The organism is Fontisphaera persica, assembly GCF_024832785.1.
Lineage (GTDB): Bacteria > Verrucomicrobiota > Verrucomicrobiia > Limisphaerales > Fontisphaeraceae > Fontisphaera > Fontisphaera persica.
The window spans coordinates 1,637,767-1,652,481 of record NZ_CP116615.1; the positions used below are offsets into that span (position 1 = coordinate 1,637,767).

9 protein-coding genes and 1 pseudogene are annotated in these 14,715 nt (G+C 59.1%); 5 read left to right on the plus strand and 5 right to left on the minus strand.

Going from position 1 to position 14,715, the window contains the following annotated elements; all coding sequences use genetic code 11:
* Positions 1 to 148: 148 nt before the first annotated feature.
* From NXS98_RS05705 to NXS98_RS17935, 5 genes are all read left to right on the plus strand, one after another.
* Positions 149 to 3,490 carry an Eco57I restriction-modification methylase domain-containing protein gene (locus NXS98_RS05705; RefSeq protein ID WP_283847512.1) on the plus strand — a complete coding sequence of 1,114 codons (3,342 nt, stop codon included), beginning with the start codon at positions 149 to 151 and terminating at the stop codon, positions 3,488 to 3,490.
* Between the two features lie 250 nt (positions 3,491 to 3,740).
* The gene (locus tag NXS98_RS05710) at positions 3,741 to 4,790 is read left to right on the plus strand and encodes a hypothetical protein (protein WP_283847513.1); all 1,050 of its coding nucleotides are present in this window, start codon (positions 3,741 to 3,743) and stop codon (positions 4,788 to 4,790) included.
* Between the two features lie 18 nt (positions 4,791 to 4,808).
* Positions 4,809 to 5,624, plus strand: coding sequence for a ComEC/Rec2 family competence protein (locus NXS98_RS05715; RefSeq protein WP_283847514.1), 816 nt, complete (start codon positions 4,809 to 4,811; stop codon positions 5,622 to 5,624).
* 9 nt (positions 5,625 to 5,633) lie between these two features.
* Positions 5,634 to 6,359, plus strand: coding sequence for a hypothetical protein (locus NXS98_RS05720; RefSeq protein WP_283847515.1), 726 nt, complete (start codon positions 5,634 to 5,636; stop codon positions 6,357 to 6,359).
* A gap of 159 nt (positions 6,360 to 6,518) precedes the next feature.
* Positions 6,519 to 7,217, plus strand: coding sequence for an ImmA/IrrE family metallo-endopeptidase (locus NXS98_RS17935; protein WP_425499952.1), 699 nt, complete (start codon positions 6,519 to 6,521; stop codon positions 7,215 to 7,217).
* Positions 7,218 to 7,517: 300 nt separating this feature from the next.
* On the opposite strand, the pseudogene NXS98_RS05725 reads toward NXS98_RS17935, so the two are convergent.
* From NXS98_RS05725 to NXS98_RS05745, 5 genes and pseudogenes are all read right to left on the minus strand, one after another.
* Positions 7,518 to 10,733 (minus strand): annotated as a pseudogene (locus NXS98_RS05725) (lamin tail domain-containing protein); the annotation flags it as partial.
* A 179-nt stretch (positions 10,734 to 10,912) separates the two neighbouring features.
* Complete coding sequence (locus NXS98_RS05730; RefSeq protein WP_283847517.1) at positions 10,913 to 11,872, minus strand: Ppx/GppA phosphatase family protein; 960 nt, start codon at positions 11,870 to 11,872, stop codon at positions 10,913 to 10,915.
* An 11-nt stretch (positions 11,873 to 11,883) separates the two neighbouring features.
* Positions 11,884 to 12,882 carry an ROK family protein gene (locus NXS98_RS05735; RefSeq protein WP_283847518.1) on the minus strand — a complete coding sequence of 333 codons (999 nt, stop codon included), beginning with the start codon at positions 12,880 to 12,882 and terminating at the stop codon, positions 11,884 to 11,886.
* Between the two features lie 39 nt (positions 12,883 to 12,921).
* Entirely contained in the window at positions 12,922 to 13,713 is a 792-nt protein-coding gene (locus NXS98_RS05740; RefSeq protein WP_283847519.1) for a dTMP kinase, read from the minus strand.
* A 2-nt stretch (positions 13,714 to 13,715) separates the two neighbouring features.
* Positions 13,716 to 14,414: a dTMP kinase gene (locus NXS98_RS05745; protein ID WP_283847520.1), complete on the minus strand. Its 699-nt coding sequence runs from the start codon at positions 14,412 to 14,414 to the stop codon at positions 13,716 to 13,718.
* Between the last annotated feature and the right edge of the window lie 301 nt (positions 14,415 to 14,715).

The window sequence follows — 14,715 nt, forward strand, 5'->3', positions numbered from 1 at the left end:
CCCCGCCCAAGCCCTCACCACTTTGTTTGTTGAACACTTAGGCTGGAGCGCAGTCGCCAACCCACAAAAACGCCAGATCACAGGGGCGCCTCACAAGGGGCAGCTCGAGCTGCAATCCATCGCCCAAATGTCCAATTTGCCCGTTTCTTTGGTTCGCTGGCCCCTTACTTCTCTGCCCACACTCACCAGCCGCCGGGACTTGCATCAAGCCCTGGCCTCCACTAACACCGAGCACCTGGTGGTGTACATTACTTCGGACCAGCGCCAAATCGCCTTTACCCGGGACCGCCGCCGACAGGACCGCAAGATGGAACTCCGCACCCTGCCCTACGAAGCCGGCTCGCCCGCCCGCACCACCCTCGAACGACTGGCTTTACTCGCCTTTTCCCTGCAAGAGCTGGAGCAGCTCCCAAACGCCACTCCTCTTCCCACCAAGGTCATTGAAAAGCTCGACGAGGCCTTTAATGTTCAGGCGGTTACCGACCAGTTCTTTAATGACTACCAGAAGGTTTTCCATGAGCTGCAAGACCGCTTGCGCAAAACGTCCAACAACCCTGTCTGGGCTCACGATTACGCCCTCCAACTGCTCAACCGCCTCCTGTTTCTCTACTTCATCCAGCGCAAACGCTGGCTCGGCAACAACCCGAACTTCCTCGCCCAATTCTGGCACGCCTACAATACCTCCGGCCAGCCCAAGAACACCTTCTTCGACCGCTGGCTCTCCGTCCTGTTCTTCGAGGCGTTCAACAACAAATTCCACGGCGGCCACCGGCTTTTCCCCAAGGAAATCTTCGACGCCCTCATGGCCGCCCCCTACCTCAACGGCGGTTTGTTCGCCCAAAACAATCTCGACAACGCCCACGACCCCAAACTGCCCGACGACTTCTTCGCCACGCTCTTCGACAGCTTCGACGGCAGCAGCCCCGGCTTTCTCGAACGCTACAACTTCACCATCGCTGAATCCACCCCGCTGGACATCGAGGTCGCCGTGGACCCCGAAATGATCGGCAAAGTCTATGAATCCCTCGTCAACATCGCCTTCGAGGGACTCACCGAAGACGACCAGCGCGGCTCGGCCGGCATCTTCTACACCCCGCGCATCGAAATTGACCTGATGTGCCGACTCAGCCTCACCGACACCCTCGCCAACCGGCTCGGCCAGGACAAAAAGGCGCTCCTCTACGACGCCGTCTTCGCCTACGACCCCGCCGACAAAGAAGCCGCCGACCGCGCGCTGGCCGCCCACGACCTCTGGCCCAAACTCTCCGGCCTCCTCCGCGAAACCACCGTCTGCGACCCCGCCTGCGGCTCCGGCTCGTTCCTTGTCGGCATGTTGCTGGTGCTCGACGACCTCCAAGCCCGCGCCAACGCCCAACTCGGCCTCGAAGAAACCCCCTACGAACGCCGCCGCCGCATCATCGGCGAACAACTCTACGGCGTGGACGTGATGGACTGGGCCGTCCACGTCGCTGAACTCCGTCTCTGGCTGCAACTGGTCGTCGAAACTGACCTCAAACCCGCCGAACTCCGCTTCCGCCCGCTCCTGCCCAATCTCTCCTTCAAAGTCCGTTGCGGCGACAGCCTCGTGCAGGAAATCGGCGGCATCAACCTCGGCCTCCACCGCGCCCACCTCGACATCCCCGCCCCGCTCAAAGGCCGACTCACCCAGCTCAAAGGCAAAAAACTCCGCTTCTACCAGGGCGAAGCCGGCCTGCGCGAAACCGACCTCAAAAAGGAAGAACTCGACGTCTTCCGCGACATCCTCACCCACAAACGCCTCGCCCTCCAGAAATCCATCACCGCGCTCACCCGGCATATCGAGTCGCCGCCCGAACAAATCGAGCTGGCCGGCATCGCCCCCGGCCGGGCCAAACAGGAACGTCTCCGCCTCGAAGACCAATGGCGCGCCGAACGCGCCGAGCGCCAGGCCGAACTGGAACGCATCAACCAAGCCCTGCACGCGCTGCGCACCTCCCAACAAGTCCCGTTCGTTTGGGACATCGCCTTTGTCGAAATCTTCGAGGGCGACAAAGCCGGCTTCGACATCGTCATCGGCAACCCGCCTTATGTCCGGCAGGAGATGATTGCCCCGCCCGCGCTCGACCCCGCCGACTTCGGTGGCGAAACCGCCGACCGCTGGAAAGAACAAAAGAAAGCCTACAAGGCCAAACTCCAGGAATCCGTCGCCGCCGCGTTTCCGAAATTCTTCCGCTACAAACCCGGCTCGACCGATTTCCGCAAGCTCGACGGCAAAAGCGATCTCTACATCTACTTCTACCTGCACGGGCTGGCGTTGCTGGCCGAGCGCGGCAGCTTCTGCTTCATCACCTCCAACTCCTGGCTCGATGTCGGCTACGGCGCAGACCTGCAGGAGTTCCTCCTCAAACACAGCCGCGTCAAATTCATCCTCGACAACGAACGGAAACGCTCCTTCGCCCAGGCCGACGTCAACACCATCATCGCCCTGCTCGCCCCGCCCGACGACCGCCGCGAGACCGGCCTCGACCAGACCGCCCGCTTCGTCATGTTCAAAGTCCCCTTCGAGGACGTGCTCGACGCCGACACATTCAAGACGCTGGAGGCAGCGACCGAACGCCAGAGCACCGACCGCTGGCGCATCTGCGCCCGACCCCAGCGCGACCTGTTCGAGGAAGGCCTCGCCCGCGAGGGAGACGACGACGAACCTGCGCCTGCCGGCAAGAAACCGCGCGGCCCGTTCATCAAGACCGCCCGCTACGAAGCCAACAAATGGGGCGGCAAATACCTCCGCGCCCCGGAAATCTTCTTCACCATTCTGGAAAAAGGCAAAGGCAAGCTCGTGCGCCTCGGCGACATCGCCGAAGTGCGCCGCGGCTTCACGACCGGCGCCAATGAGTTTTTCTATCTCGACGACGAAACCATCCGCCAGTGGGGCATCGAACCCGAATTCCTCAAGCCGGTCATCAAAAGCCCGCGCGAATGCCGCTCCATCGTCATCAAGCCCGAAGACCTGAAACTCAAAATCTTCATGTGCCACAAAGAGAAAGCCGACCTCAAAGGCACAAACGCCCTCGAATACATCAAATGGGGCGAATCGCAGGGCTTCCACCTGCGCCCAAGCTGCCGAGGAAGGCAAAGGTGGTGGGAAGCTGGGCTGGAGATTGGCAACGGAGTGTTTGTGAAAGAAGCTAACGACAGCTCCGCTGTATTTTTCAATCCCGTGAGGCTCCCAGTAGATTGTCGTCTTTATGTTGCTCAGTTGTCTGTTGAGCAGTTGGCATATCTTAACTCGGCCATAGCATGCTTACTGTTTGAGATTTTCAATCGGGCTGGCTTGGGTGAAGGTGCTCGCAGTCTAATGGTTTCCGATTACAACAAAGTTCCGTGTCTCTTCACAGAGGGAGAGTTACCAGGTTTCCGGAAGACGTTTAACAGCATTTGCCACAAGCAGCCAAGGAAACTATTAGACCCAGTCGACCGGGATTGGTGGGAAAGACTGGGTAGATCATGACCCCCCCGTGGTTAAGATCAACGTGTTGAGTGCACGCCGCAAGGATGAGCTGCTGCACCTCCTCCGGAGGAGGTGCAGCAGCGGCGCGCCCCATCTGCTATCCTCCCGGCGTGCACACCACCTACTTTGAATTGTACCGTATGCGCACCCACCGCCATTGGTTGCGACAAAAACTCGTCGCCTTCGCCAAAACCCACGGCATCAAAGCCGCCGTCCGCGAGTTCGGCTGTTCCCGCAACACCGTCCGTAAATGGCTCCGACGCCACGTGCCCGGCAAGCCCTCCTCCCTCCAAGAACACAGCCGCCGCCCACGACGCTCCCCCCGCCGTATCCCCTCCGGCCTCGAAGGCCAAATCGTCAAACTCCGCCACCAAACCGGCTTCGGCGCCGAACGCCTCCAGCGCGAATTCGCCCTCCCTGCAACCACAACGCCATCGCCCGCGTCCTCCGCCAACACCATCTCCTCCGCCCACGCAAAAGAAACCCGCCACCAAAAACTCCTCCGCGCCCTCAAACGGAACTGGCCACTCTTCTCCCAACTCTCCGCCGATACCAAGTATTTACAGGACATTCCCCATTACTGGCCCCAAATGAACCGCCTCCACCTCCCCGCTTCCAATACACCGTCCGCGAACCAGTCTCCGGCGCCTGCTTCACCGGCTACGCCGACGAACTCTCCAAATCCTACGCCACCCTCCTGGCCACACAACTCTCCGCCCACCTCGCCGCCCACGGCGTCAACCTCACCACCCTGGTCTGGCAAACCGACAACGGCAGTGAATTCCAAGTCAACCAACACCACCAAGGCCTCCCCGCCACCGTCCGCGCCCTCGGCTCCGACCACCGCTTCATCCCTCCCAAACGCTACACCTGGCAAAGCGACGTCGAAACCGTCCACCGCCTGGTCGAAGACGAATTCTTCGACCGCGAAACCTTCTCCAGCCCCCAAGACTTTTGGGCCAAAATCACCACCTACTGGCTGTACTTCAACCTCGTCCGCCCCAACCGCGGCAAAGAATGGCAAAGCCCACTCCAAATCCTCAACGCCAAGGCCCCAGCCCTCGCCGGGGCCCTAATCCACTGGCTCCCCCTCAACCTCTCCCAACCCCACCATCCCGACTTGCCTCCACCCCTCCACCGGGGTCATGATCTACCCAGCTTTCCCTTCGACCGGGATTGGCATGCCCTGGACGATGTGGTGTTTGATGTGTTGGGGTTGACGGCCGGGGAGCGGGAGGCGGTGTATGAGGCGGTGGTGGGGCTGGTCCGCGCCCGCCTCGAAAAAGCAAACAGCGTGTAAACAAAGAAAGGAGCGGGTATGGAAATTCATTTCCTTGATGTCGGTTGTGGAAACATGACCTTATGGCTGTTCCCGGACGGACCAACATGGATGTGCGATTGCAACATCACCGATGAGAACGAGGACGCCGTAATGCGCTACCTTGCCAAGACGATGTCCGGACGGCGAAACATCCACGCATTCATCTGTTCGCACCGCGATGCCGACCACATGCGGGGCATCAAGAAACTCCACAAGGCGTATCCTCTGGGCGGCATTTGGGATAACGGCGTCCAGGGGACAACGACGGATAGCCCCGAATATCGCGAGTACATGGACCTTCGTCGGCAACTAAAGCATGGCGAAATTCAAGCGGGTTCTTCTGAAACGATTGGGGAAGTCGTGGTTTCGTGGCTGCATTCGAAAGACCAAAATTACTCCGACGCGAACGACCAAAGCATCGTCGTGAAAATTGATTTTAATGGCAGTTCGGCTCTGCTTGCCAGCGACACCAGCTACGCACCGTGGAAGGGAAAGCTCGTTCGGCAATACGGCGCAAAACTCAAATCCAACATCCTGCTCGCAGCGCACCATGGCTCAATCACGTTCTTCGACGACCCTTCGGATACGCAGCACTACTATACGGCACATATCCAGACGATTTCACCCGCTATGACCTTGATTTCCGTTGGCCCAAACGTCCATGGCCTACCGGACAAAAAAGCCGTCGAGCTTTACGAGAAATACAGTTCGGGTTCGAACCAAGGCAACAAGGTCTTCACCACAGAGGAGAAGGGCAACATGAAGCTCGTCCTGCAAGGTGACGGTGCATGGACGTTAAATGTCGGTCAATGAGGATTTGCCATGGTTGCGCGTTTTGACCTTTACGATTTCCTTGCCAACCTGATTCCCGGTTTGGTGTTCCTCTGGTGCGTGCAGATGCTGGCCGGGTTGTTTGGCTGGACTTTGCCGCTGGATTTCACCGGCGGGCTGGCCGAAACCTCCATCCTCATTGCCATCGGCTACGTCACCGGCCTGCTTCTCCAAGGCTTGAGTCAAGGGCTGGTCGAAAGGCGCATCCTCAAATCCCGGTGGCGCGGTTTCCCCTCCGAACGCTGGCTGTTGCCCGACGACGACCATTTCTCCGCCGACTACAAGCAGCGGCTGCTGGAGCAAATCCACGAACGTTTCAAAGTCGCCACCGATCCCGGCCTACCGCCCGATTGCCCGCCCGACTGCGAGCGGGAATTGCGCCTGAAAAAGAACCGCGAACTCTTCTACCTTGTTTACCATGCCGTCGGTGAAACCAGTCCGCGCCCGCTGACCTTCAACGCCCACTACGGCCTGTTCCGCGTCCTGCTGACCATGTTCTCATTGCTCGCCCTGCTTTCCCTTGCCGGGCTAGGGTGGTCATGGTGTTGCCGGCCCGCTCACCATCTGTCGTTTGCGCTGTGGGCTGTCGTGTTCGTCGCGGCGACATGGATTGCCTACTTCCGCTGCAAAAAACGCGGTGAAGATTTTGCTCAATCCGTTTACGACCTTTTCATGGCCGGTGCGACCGACAAACCACCAGCGGACAAATCAACATGAAAACCTGCCCCGCAACGGCCGGGGAGCGGGAGGCGGTGTACGAGGCGGTGGTGGCGCTGGCGTGAAGCCGTGGAAGGCCTTGGCGTGCTCGTGTTTCAGTTTCTCAAGGTCGGTCTCCAACAAGCGCGGGGCGTGACCGTGCTGCGTTTCCCGTTGCCGGTGATTGGCATCAACAGCAAGGAAACTTCGGCAGGCGCACGGGCGTTCACGTTGATGCACGAACTGACGCACCTGGCGCTGGCGGTCGGGCACGAGGAAGATGTCGCGTTGCGGGAACGGCGGCCGGAGGAGGAATGGGAGCGGGTCGAGCGGTTTGCCGAAGAAGCGGCGAGCAGCGCGCTCATTCCAGAAGAAACACTTGCCCAGTTTTTGCAGCGGCCAGGGGTGCGGCGGGATGCCTGGGATGTGCCGCAGGTGCGAGAGTTGGCGGCGAAGTTCCGCGTGACCCCGCTGGCCATGGCCACGCGATTGCGCGCTGCGGGGGCGTTGAGTTGGGAGGGTTACCGGCGATGGAAAGAACAATGGGATGCCTACGTGGCGAGCCTGCCGCCGTGGCGAGGCGGGTTCGCATCGCCGGTGGAAAAGACCATCGGTCGCGCCGGGCGCCCCTTCGCCCAATTGGTGCTCGAAGCGCTCGATGCCAACCGCATTACGGCAGTGGAGGCGTGCCGGCATCTGGACCTGCGGTTCGATCACTTCGAGAAGCTGCGGAGCGAATTGCGTGGCGGGCCGGGCAGCGGCCGCGAGCCGTTGGACGCCGGCGGGAGAATTGGCCATCCATTCATTCAACACCACCCGGTCCGGCAACGTCCCCGCATTGGTCAACGTCGAAACATTCGATGCCATAATCTCATTTAACCGCACCGGCGCGGGCGTACCAGCCGCAGCCGTCGTAACCACCCCCGGCGTGCCCCCCAAGCTCGCGCTCCCCCGCCAGTTGGCCGGCTCATCCGGATCCCCATCGCGGCGGACAAACTCCAAGGAATAACCGTTGCCATCCGCCTCCCGCGGCCAGCCATTTTCATCGTCATAAGTCACCCAGAAAACATTGCCCTCCGGCACGAAACGCTTGTCCACAATCCCCAGACGCTGGCCGCCATTGGATAAATTACCGCTGTAATATCCGTCCACCTTCACCCCCGGATACCGCGCCGCAAACGCATTGCTGCTCAACCCCGAAGCCACCAAAAATACCTCCCCCGGCGCAAGCACGCGCCCCACCGGAAACGTATAATTCACCCCGGACAGCGCGAAATAACTCAAGTCCACCGGCACGCCGCCGGCATTGTAAATTTCGATAAACTCATAGGCATCCCCGCCCGGCGGATTGTACATGATTTCGGTGATTTGCAGCGGCGTTCCCAGTTGCTCCACCAAAAAGGCGGCCTCATTCAACGCGCTCCAACTCGTTCCCGTCAAATGCCGCGCCTTGACCAACATGGAAGCGGCAAGGGTGATGGGGCCGGTGTACAACCGGGCCGTTGGCTCCAATGCCCCCGTGCCGTACACGCGCGGGTCCAGGCCGTTGGTGGTGTAATAAACCGCCCCGCCCCCCGCATTATTGCTGATGACCAGGCTAAACCCCGCCGGCACCCGGCCCCCGTGCTGATTAAACGAAGGCGCTGCGTTGGTGGGATACAACCCCGCACTTCGCAACTGGCTCAAAAAGACGCTGTGCCGCTGCGGGAAATAACTTTGAATCAGCCGGTTGACCTCCGGCAGCCAGTAATCATCCCGGGTGTACAAATAGTAAGGGCCGTTTTGAAATTGGTGTACATCCCGCCGGTAATCCCCCCACCGGGCCGACTCTGCGATGATGGGCAAATGCAATATAGAAGTCCAACGCTGCCACCGGGCAATGTTGGCCTCCATGGTCAGCGCACCGTTGTTGAACAAGTGTTTGTGTGCCCGGTCGGCAAAGAGGAGGCGGTATTCCGCGTTGAGCACCAGGTTGGTGTGCAAATTGGAAGGCAAATCCGTGCTGGTCACCCGGTTGTGATTGACATCCACCACCAACTGCTCCCCGTCCCATGTGATGTACTTGAAACGCCCGTCCGGCGAACGCTTTCGCACCGCATTCCAGTTGCCATCCCGTCCCCAGTCCTGATTCGCGCCGTAGAAATTGAGCAGCATGTAATCCACAAAATGAACCATGTCCAGGCGCTGGGTCAGGGCATTATAGTTGGCCAAATTGGTGATTGCCGGATTGGTGCCCAGGGCCACCATGGCATTGTAGGCCGTGATATCCCCGTCAATCGCCTCGATGGGCTTGGAAACAATGGCATCATACTGGTCTGCCGTGCCCCCCAGATAATTCGCGGCAAAATTGGCGTCGATGCGCTCGCCAAAGTCGTAGATGCCCCAATAAATGCCATTCAAATACAGGTGAAAATGCCGGGTATGTCCGGAAAGCATGCCCATCTCCCGCGCCGTCTCCTTTACCCACGCATCCCGAATGCGCGTGCCACGCAAACGCTGATTGGGGTCCCAGTGCACCCATGAATTGTTAAAATCCGCACGCAACACCAGCGTGTCAAACTTCTGCACTGGCGAATCGGGAAACACCGGATACTCCAGTTCCCCCGCCCCATACTTGCCCTTGAACAACAAGCGGAATGGATGCTTCGGCGTCTTTTGCGGCGTACGCGAGGCATTGCCCTGGATGCGAATGCCGCAATCAATCTGAAAAGCGGTGGCGCCATTGGTCAGGATGAACTCCACTGAACACGCCCGCTCCCACAAATAACGCTGGTCGGCCGGCGGCTCAGGATGGGTGTAAATGCCATTCACCGAGCCAAACAAATCGTCCACACTCATGGTGATGGACAATGTCGGCAGCGCCTGCAAGGCATTGGTCATATGCGCCGCGTAGGCCGGATGATTCACAATCTCCGGGTCCATTTCATAGTCCGACGGATACCCCGTCCACACCGTGCTGCCCACCGGATAACCCGGTGGATTATTGGACTGGCGCAATACCTGCCCCGGAAAAAGATACGTGTGCGATTCCACCCTCGAAGGCAGCATGTTGGGATAGCTGGCCATCACCCGCAGCACGGTCGTATTGGTAATCCGCAGCGGGCCGGTGTACACCGTGCCATACGTGGGCGTGGGCGCGCTGCCGTCGGTAGTATAACGCAAGGTGGCCCCCGGCAACGGATGGCTCAAAACCAAGGTGAATGGCTGCTCGAACAACCCCCGCGGCACAGTCACATGCGGCGGCGGCGTCACCCCCGTCAAGGGACTGTCCGGATTCGGCGTCCCGGGCGTGGGCACCGCATAATACTTCCATTGGCCACCCGGGCTTAGCCCATAAGAATAATCGTTGCGCTGCTCAGGAAACTGCGGGCGAAACTCGGACACCACCTCCCGAGGCGACTCGCCATTGTACAGCCCCAGGTAATCCCCATTAAGATTCAGCCGGAAATTCGTGTGCAAACGCAACCCCGTCTTGCGGTCCTTGCCTGAAGCATGTACCACCAAATACTGCCCCGGCTGCAAAACCACCGCCGGGAACACCCATCGCCCCGGGTCATTCGCGTTATCCGTGAGCGACATGCCCCCCAAATCCACTGCCGCGCTTCCATAATTGAACAACTCAATCCAATCTGTTAATTCCCCCTCCTCGTCCTTGTACCCTGCCGCACTCTCATTACCCGCCAGAAACTCATTGATGCGCACCGTCGGCAGTCCGGCCTGGGGATTCAACTTTACTGTCCATCCCTCCCCCGCAAAGGGATTGGGCACCACCGCAAAATCCGCAATGCCATGATTGGCCTGCCACGCCAGATACACCATGCCGGTGCCGGGCTGGCTGAAGGTAAATCGAAACTGGCCCGGAGCCAGAACGCTCAATTCCCCAGCAGGCATACCATTCACCAGCAAACTGCTCGCCCGCACCCCCGATACCGGCTCGCTGAATCGCACTTCCACCTGGGTGAGCTTGCGTACCGTGGCCCCTGGCGGCGGGGTCACGGAAACCACATACGGCGGCACCACATCCACATACTCGTAACTCCATTGCGCAGCGGGACCATCCCCCACAAAACGATTCGGCGGACTGGCCAAATCATGAATGTCATGCCCTGCATCCCAGGTCATTTGCACCGCCCCGTAGTTAAAGCGGTCAAACAAAAACAAGTACCCTCCATTGGTAAAAAGGACCGTGTGCGCAGGAATGCCATTGGCCAGCAGGTCCTCCGCCAAAACGTTGGTCACCGGCTCATCGAAAGCCACCCAAACCTGTGCCAGATTGGTCGCCACGCCGGGCGGCGGCTGTATTTCTGACACCCGCGGAGGGGTAATGTCACTTTGCGCCAATAAAGAAAACCCGGCGACGAGACCGGCCGCCAAAGGCACAATTTTCCGTATCATCGTAAAACTTATTCAGTGCGTGCAGTAAACGGACATTATCACACCCACCCCCTTTTTTCGAGAGAATTGTAAACAAAGCCCTCATTCTTTACCTCCGGTCCCGCACACCATGTCAGCTCTCATGTAATACTTTGGGGTCGTAAAAAACCGCCATGGATGGCAGCCCTGCGTTGGAGGATTTACAAGGTCAACAAGGCGCCGAAGCGAGGGCCGCGGGTGCTGAGGCGCAGTTCCTTGAAATGAAACAACTCCATCACCTCCGCAAAAATGGCAGTACCCATCAAAATCACATCCGCGCGATTGGGGGGCAGGCCGGGCACCTGGCGGCGCCGGGCCAGAGGCATCGCCCACAACCGGTCACGCCATTGCCGTAATGCCTCGGCGGGCAACCGCAGGTTTTCCAGCTTTTCGCGCTCGAAACCGGTCATGCCCAGCTCCATGCGCCCCAAGATGGTGGCCGTGCCGCCAATGCCCACCCACTGAAGGGCGGGAGAAAGGTGCGGCTGAATCGCCGGCTGAACGGCAGCCGCCATAAAAGTGCGCAACCGATGGCCACAATCCTCCTTCTCCTGCGGCGTGGGAGGGTCGCTCAAATGAGTTTTCTCAAGCCAGCGCACACAGCCCAGCGGATAGCTGGCTTGAAAACGGGCGTGGCCGGCGGCGCCCACAATGAATTGAGCGCTGCCCCCACCCAAGTCCAGCAACAGAAAATCCTGTCCCGCAAAGTCAGGATGCGAAAGCACCCCCAGAAAGGCCCATTCCGCCTCCATCTCCGCCGAAATGATTTCCAGCGCCAGTCCGGTGGCTGCCTTCAAAGCGTCTGACAGTTCATTGCGATTGGCCGCCTCCCGTGCGGCACTCGTGGCGTAAATGCGTAAAGCCTCAGCGCCCAAAGAACGGCTCTGTTGGACAAAGTCCACCACCGCATCCACCGTGCGAGCAATGGCCTGGGGTTGGAGCAGATGAAGGCGGAATAGTCCCTCGCCCAGGCGGGTTTGATGGCTGGCCTCAGCCACGGGGAGGGCCATGCCGTTTTGCACATCAGCCACCAATAACTTCACGGAGTTGGTGCCCACGTCTATGACGGCTCGGCGGCTGCCGGAAACCGGAACCGCAGGATTGGCAGTGGAAAGCTCCACGCAGTGGCAGGTCAATTTTTGGGCTGGGCTTTCAACATGCGCCGCGCCAGAACGGCGCCGCCGGTAATGCCGGCTTCATCGCCCAGTTTGGAAGCGATGATTTCGATGCCCTTGGCCGTCCCGGGCATGGCATAATCCCGGGCGGTCTCCACGATAATGGCCATCATCTCATCTTCCAGAGCGTCCAGCACGCCGCCCCCCAGCACGATGACTTCAGGGTTGATGATATTGATGAGATTGCCCACGGCGATGCCGATATACTCGGCCGCCTCTTCGATAACTTTTTCAACAAATTTATCCCCGCGGCGAATGGCTTTGCGGAGGTCCCCGCTGCGCAAATCGTCCAGATTCTGCCCCAGCATGTCGGTGAGCACGGTCTTCTGTCCGTCCTTGATGGCCGTTTGAATGCGCCGGAAAATGGCGGTGCGGCTGGCCAGTGCTTCAAAGCAACCTTTGTTGCCACATCCGCATTTGGGCCCGTTGACTTCCAGCACCATGTGGCCCACTTCCCCGGCGGTCAGGTTGTAACCGCTGAATAATTTGCCATCCAGAATCAGACCGCCGCCAATCCCCGTGCCCACAAAAATGCCAATCACATGTTTGGGTTTGGCCTCCAGCTCGGCCTCGTACACCCCAAGCGTGCAGACGTTGCAATCGTTTTCCACAAAAGTGGGCAGCTCCAGCCGCTTCTCCAACTCCTTCTTCAGGGGGATATTTTCCCACCCGGGCATGTTTGGTGAAAAAATGACTTTCCCGGCTTCCGGGTCAATGGAGCCCGGTGCTCCCACACCTACGGCGCGCACCTGTTTCAAATCCAGGTCACATTCATCCACCGCGTCCTGCACGCACCGGGCAATGCGGTCAATCACGGCGGACGGGCCACGATTGGCCTTGGTGCTCAACTTGGCAGTGCCCACCAATTTGAGGTTGCTGGTAAAAACGCCGGCCAGGATTTTGGTGCCGCCCAGGTCCACACCGACCAGATATTCTTGCTTGGCAGGTTCGCTCATGAATTAGGAACGGGTTAAGGTGATGGGTGCTGTGATCGCTCATTTGGACGCGGCTTTGCCCGCCAGGACAGCTTCAATGCGGCGGCGCAGTTCACGGTTGATTTCCTCCGGCGGCAGGTTGCCGTCCACGATGGTGAACCCATAGATGCTTTGCAACCGGTGAAACTGTTCGGAAATCAGGTGTTGGTATTTCAAAAAACTGTCGAACATGTCCCGGCTCAACCCCAAATCCATGCCGCTCTCCCAATAATCCAGGTGGTAATTCTTGGCAAAATTGCGCTGCACCAGGATTTCCGGCGACACATTCAAATAAAACACGGCGTCAGGGATGGGGGCAATGCCGTATAAATTCTTGACCCATTCCTCCTCCATGCCACGCACAATGTCCCGGGCCATCAAGGTATAGATATAGCGATCGGCCAGCACGATGAAACCCGCCGTCAGTGCCGGGATGATGGTGTTTTCCAGTTGATCCGCAAAATCTGTGGCGTAAAACAAACTGAACGTGCGCCGGCTGAGAATGTTGCCGCGCTGGGCCTGTTCCAATTCCTCGCGCACCAGTTCCGAGCGTTTCAACCCCACCTGGACGGTGGCATGACCGCTGCTTTCCAGCCATTCGACCAGCATGCGAATTTGCGTGGAACGCCCCGACCCATCGGCGCCCTCCACGACAATCAGGCGGCCCTGCAAGTGGGAGGGGTCCACATTCGGCAGCCCATGCCCGTAAAACGAACGCGGGCGCGGCTGCGGCACCACAATGTCAGGAACCTCGACGGATTTCCGCGGAGCAGCGGAAGCCGGACGCGCAGCGGATTTGGAACGAGCACGCATGATTAGACAGCAATGTGCACCGCCTTTTCGCGGGCGAAGGATTTCAAATCAATCTTGGCGGCCACCAACTGCCGCACCAGGGTTTGCTGGGCTTCAATGGGCTGATTGGCATCAATGATGGTAAACTTGAACTCCGTGCTCATGGCCAGGTAGCGCTCCAGCAACCGCCCCTGGAAAATCCGGAAACTTTCGTAGGGGTCTGAAGACAACCGCATGTCCATGCCCGCCTCAAAGTATTTCAATTGCGGGCGGCCGCTCAATATGCGGTTCAGCGAAACTTCAAGATTGGCCCGGAAAAAGAAGGTGATGTCCGGCAGGTTGGCAAAGCTGTAGATGCCGCGGACCCAGTCCATGGGGCAGCCGCGCACCGTGTCTCGCGCGAATGCGGTGAAGATATAGCGGTCGCACAGCACGAGGTAACCGGCCCGCAACAGCGGCACCAGGTGCCGCTCATAGCGGTCCGCAAAATCCGTGGCATGAATCAAACTGAACGTGGTGGGCGTGAGCAGCTCGCGCTTCTTGCCTTTGCTGGTGGCGGACTTGACCAGCTCCGACGAATTCCATTCGCTGAAGAAAACCTTCAACCCCTGCACTTCCAGCCATCGTTTCAACAAATAAATCTGGGTGGATTTACCGGAGCCGTCCAAGCCTTCGACGGCGATTAATCTGCCGGGGAAACCAAGTTCCGCAAATGTCTTCATCGTGCCAAGAGAAGCGTAATTAAAATCTGCCCCCTGACAACTTTTTTCTGGAATACGCAACAGGATTCCCCGCCTCCCCTCACCCCCAGCAAGCGGTCCCTGAAAATGCAACGACGCTTGACCATCCGGCGAGCATAAACTCACAATGCCGGGGTGAAGCCAGGCTTTTTCACGCGCCCACGCAAAGGCCCAATCCAGGCTGCCTACTGCCTACTGACATGGTGCTTCATTTGCACCCTGGCCGCGGCATCCGCAACGGCCCCTCGCCGCCTCAGTTTGAAAGTGGAGGCTTCGTCTGGTG

What these genes read in the sequence shown, in the direction of transcription:
- NXS98_RS05710 (WP_283847513.1), top strand. Translation starts at nt 3,741, where the DNA reads ATGGCTCCGACGCCACGTGCCCGGCAAGCCCTCCTCCCTCCAAGAACA.
- NXS98_RS05715 (WP_283847514.1), top strand. Translation starts at nt 4,809, where the DNA reads ATGGAAATTCATTTCCTTGATGTCGGTTGTGGAAACATGACCTTATGG.
- NXS98_RS05720 (WP_283847515.1), top strand. Translation starts at nt 5,634, where the DNA reads ATGGTTGCGCGTTTTGACCTTTACGATTTCCTTGCCAACCTGATTCCC.
- NXS98_RS05735 (WP_283847518.1), bottom strand. Translation starts at nt 12,882, where the DNA reads ATGAGCGAACCTGCCAAGCAAGAATATCTGGTCGGTGTGGACCTGGGC.
- NXS98_RS05740 (WP_283847519.1), bottom strand. Translation starts at nt 13,713, where the DNA reads ATGCGTGCTCGTTCCAAATCCGCTGCGCGTCCGGCTTCCGCTGCTCCG.
- NXS98_RS05745 (WP_283847520.1), bottom strand. Translation starts at nt 14,414, where the DNA reads ATGAAGACATTTGCGGAACTTGGTTTCCCCGGCAGATTAATCGCCGTC.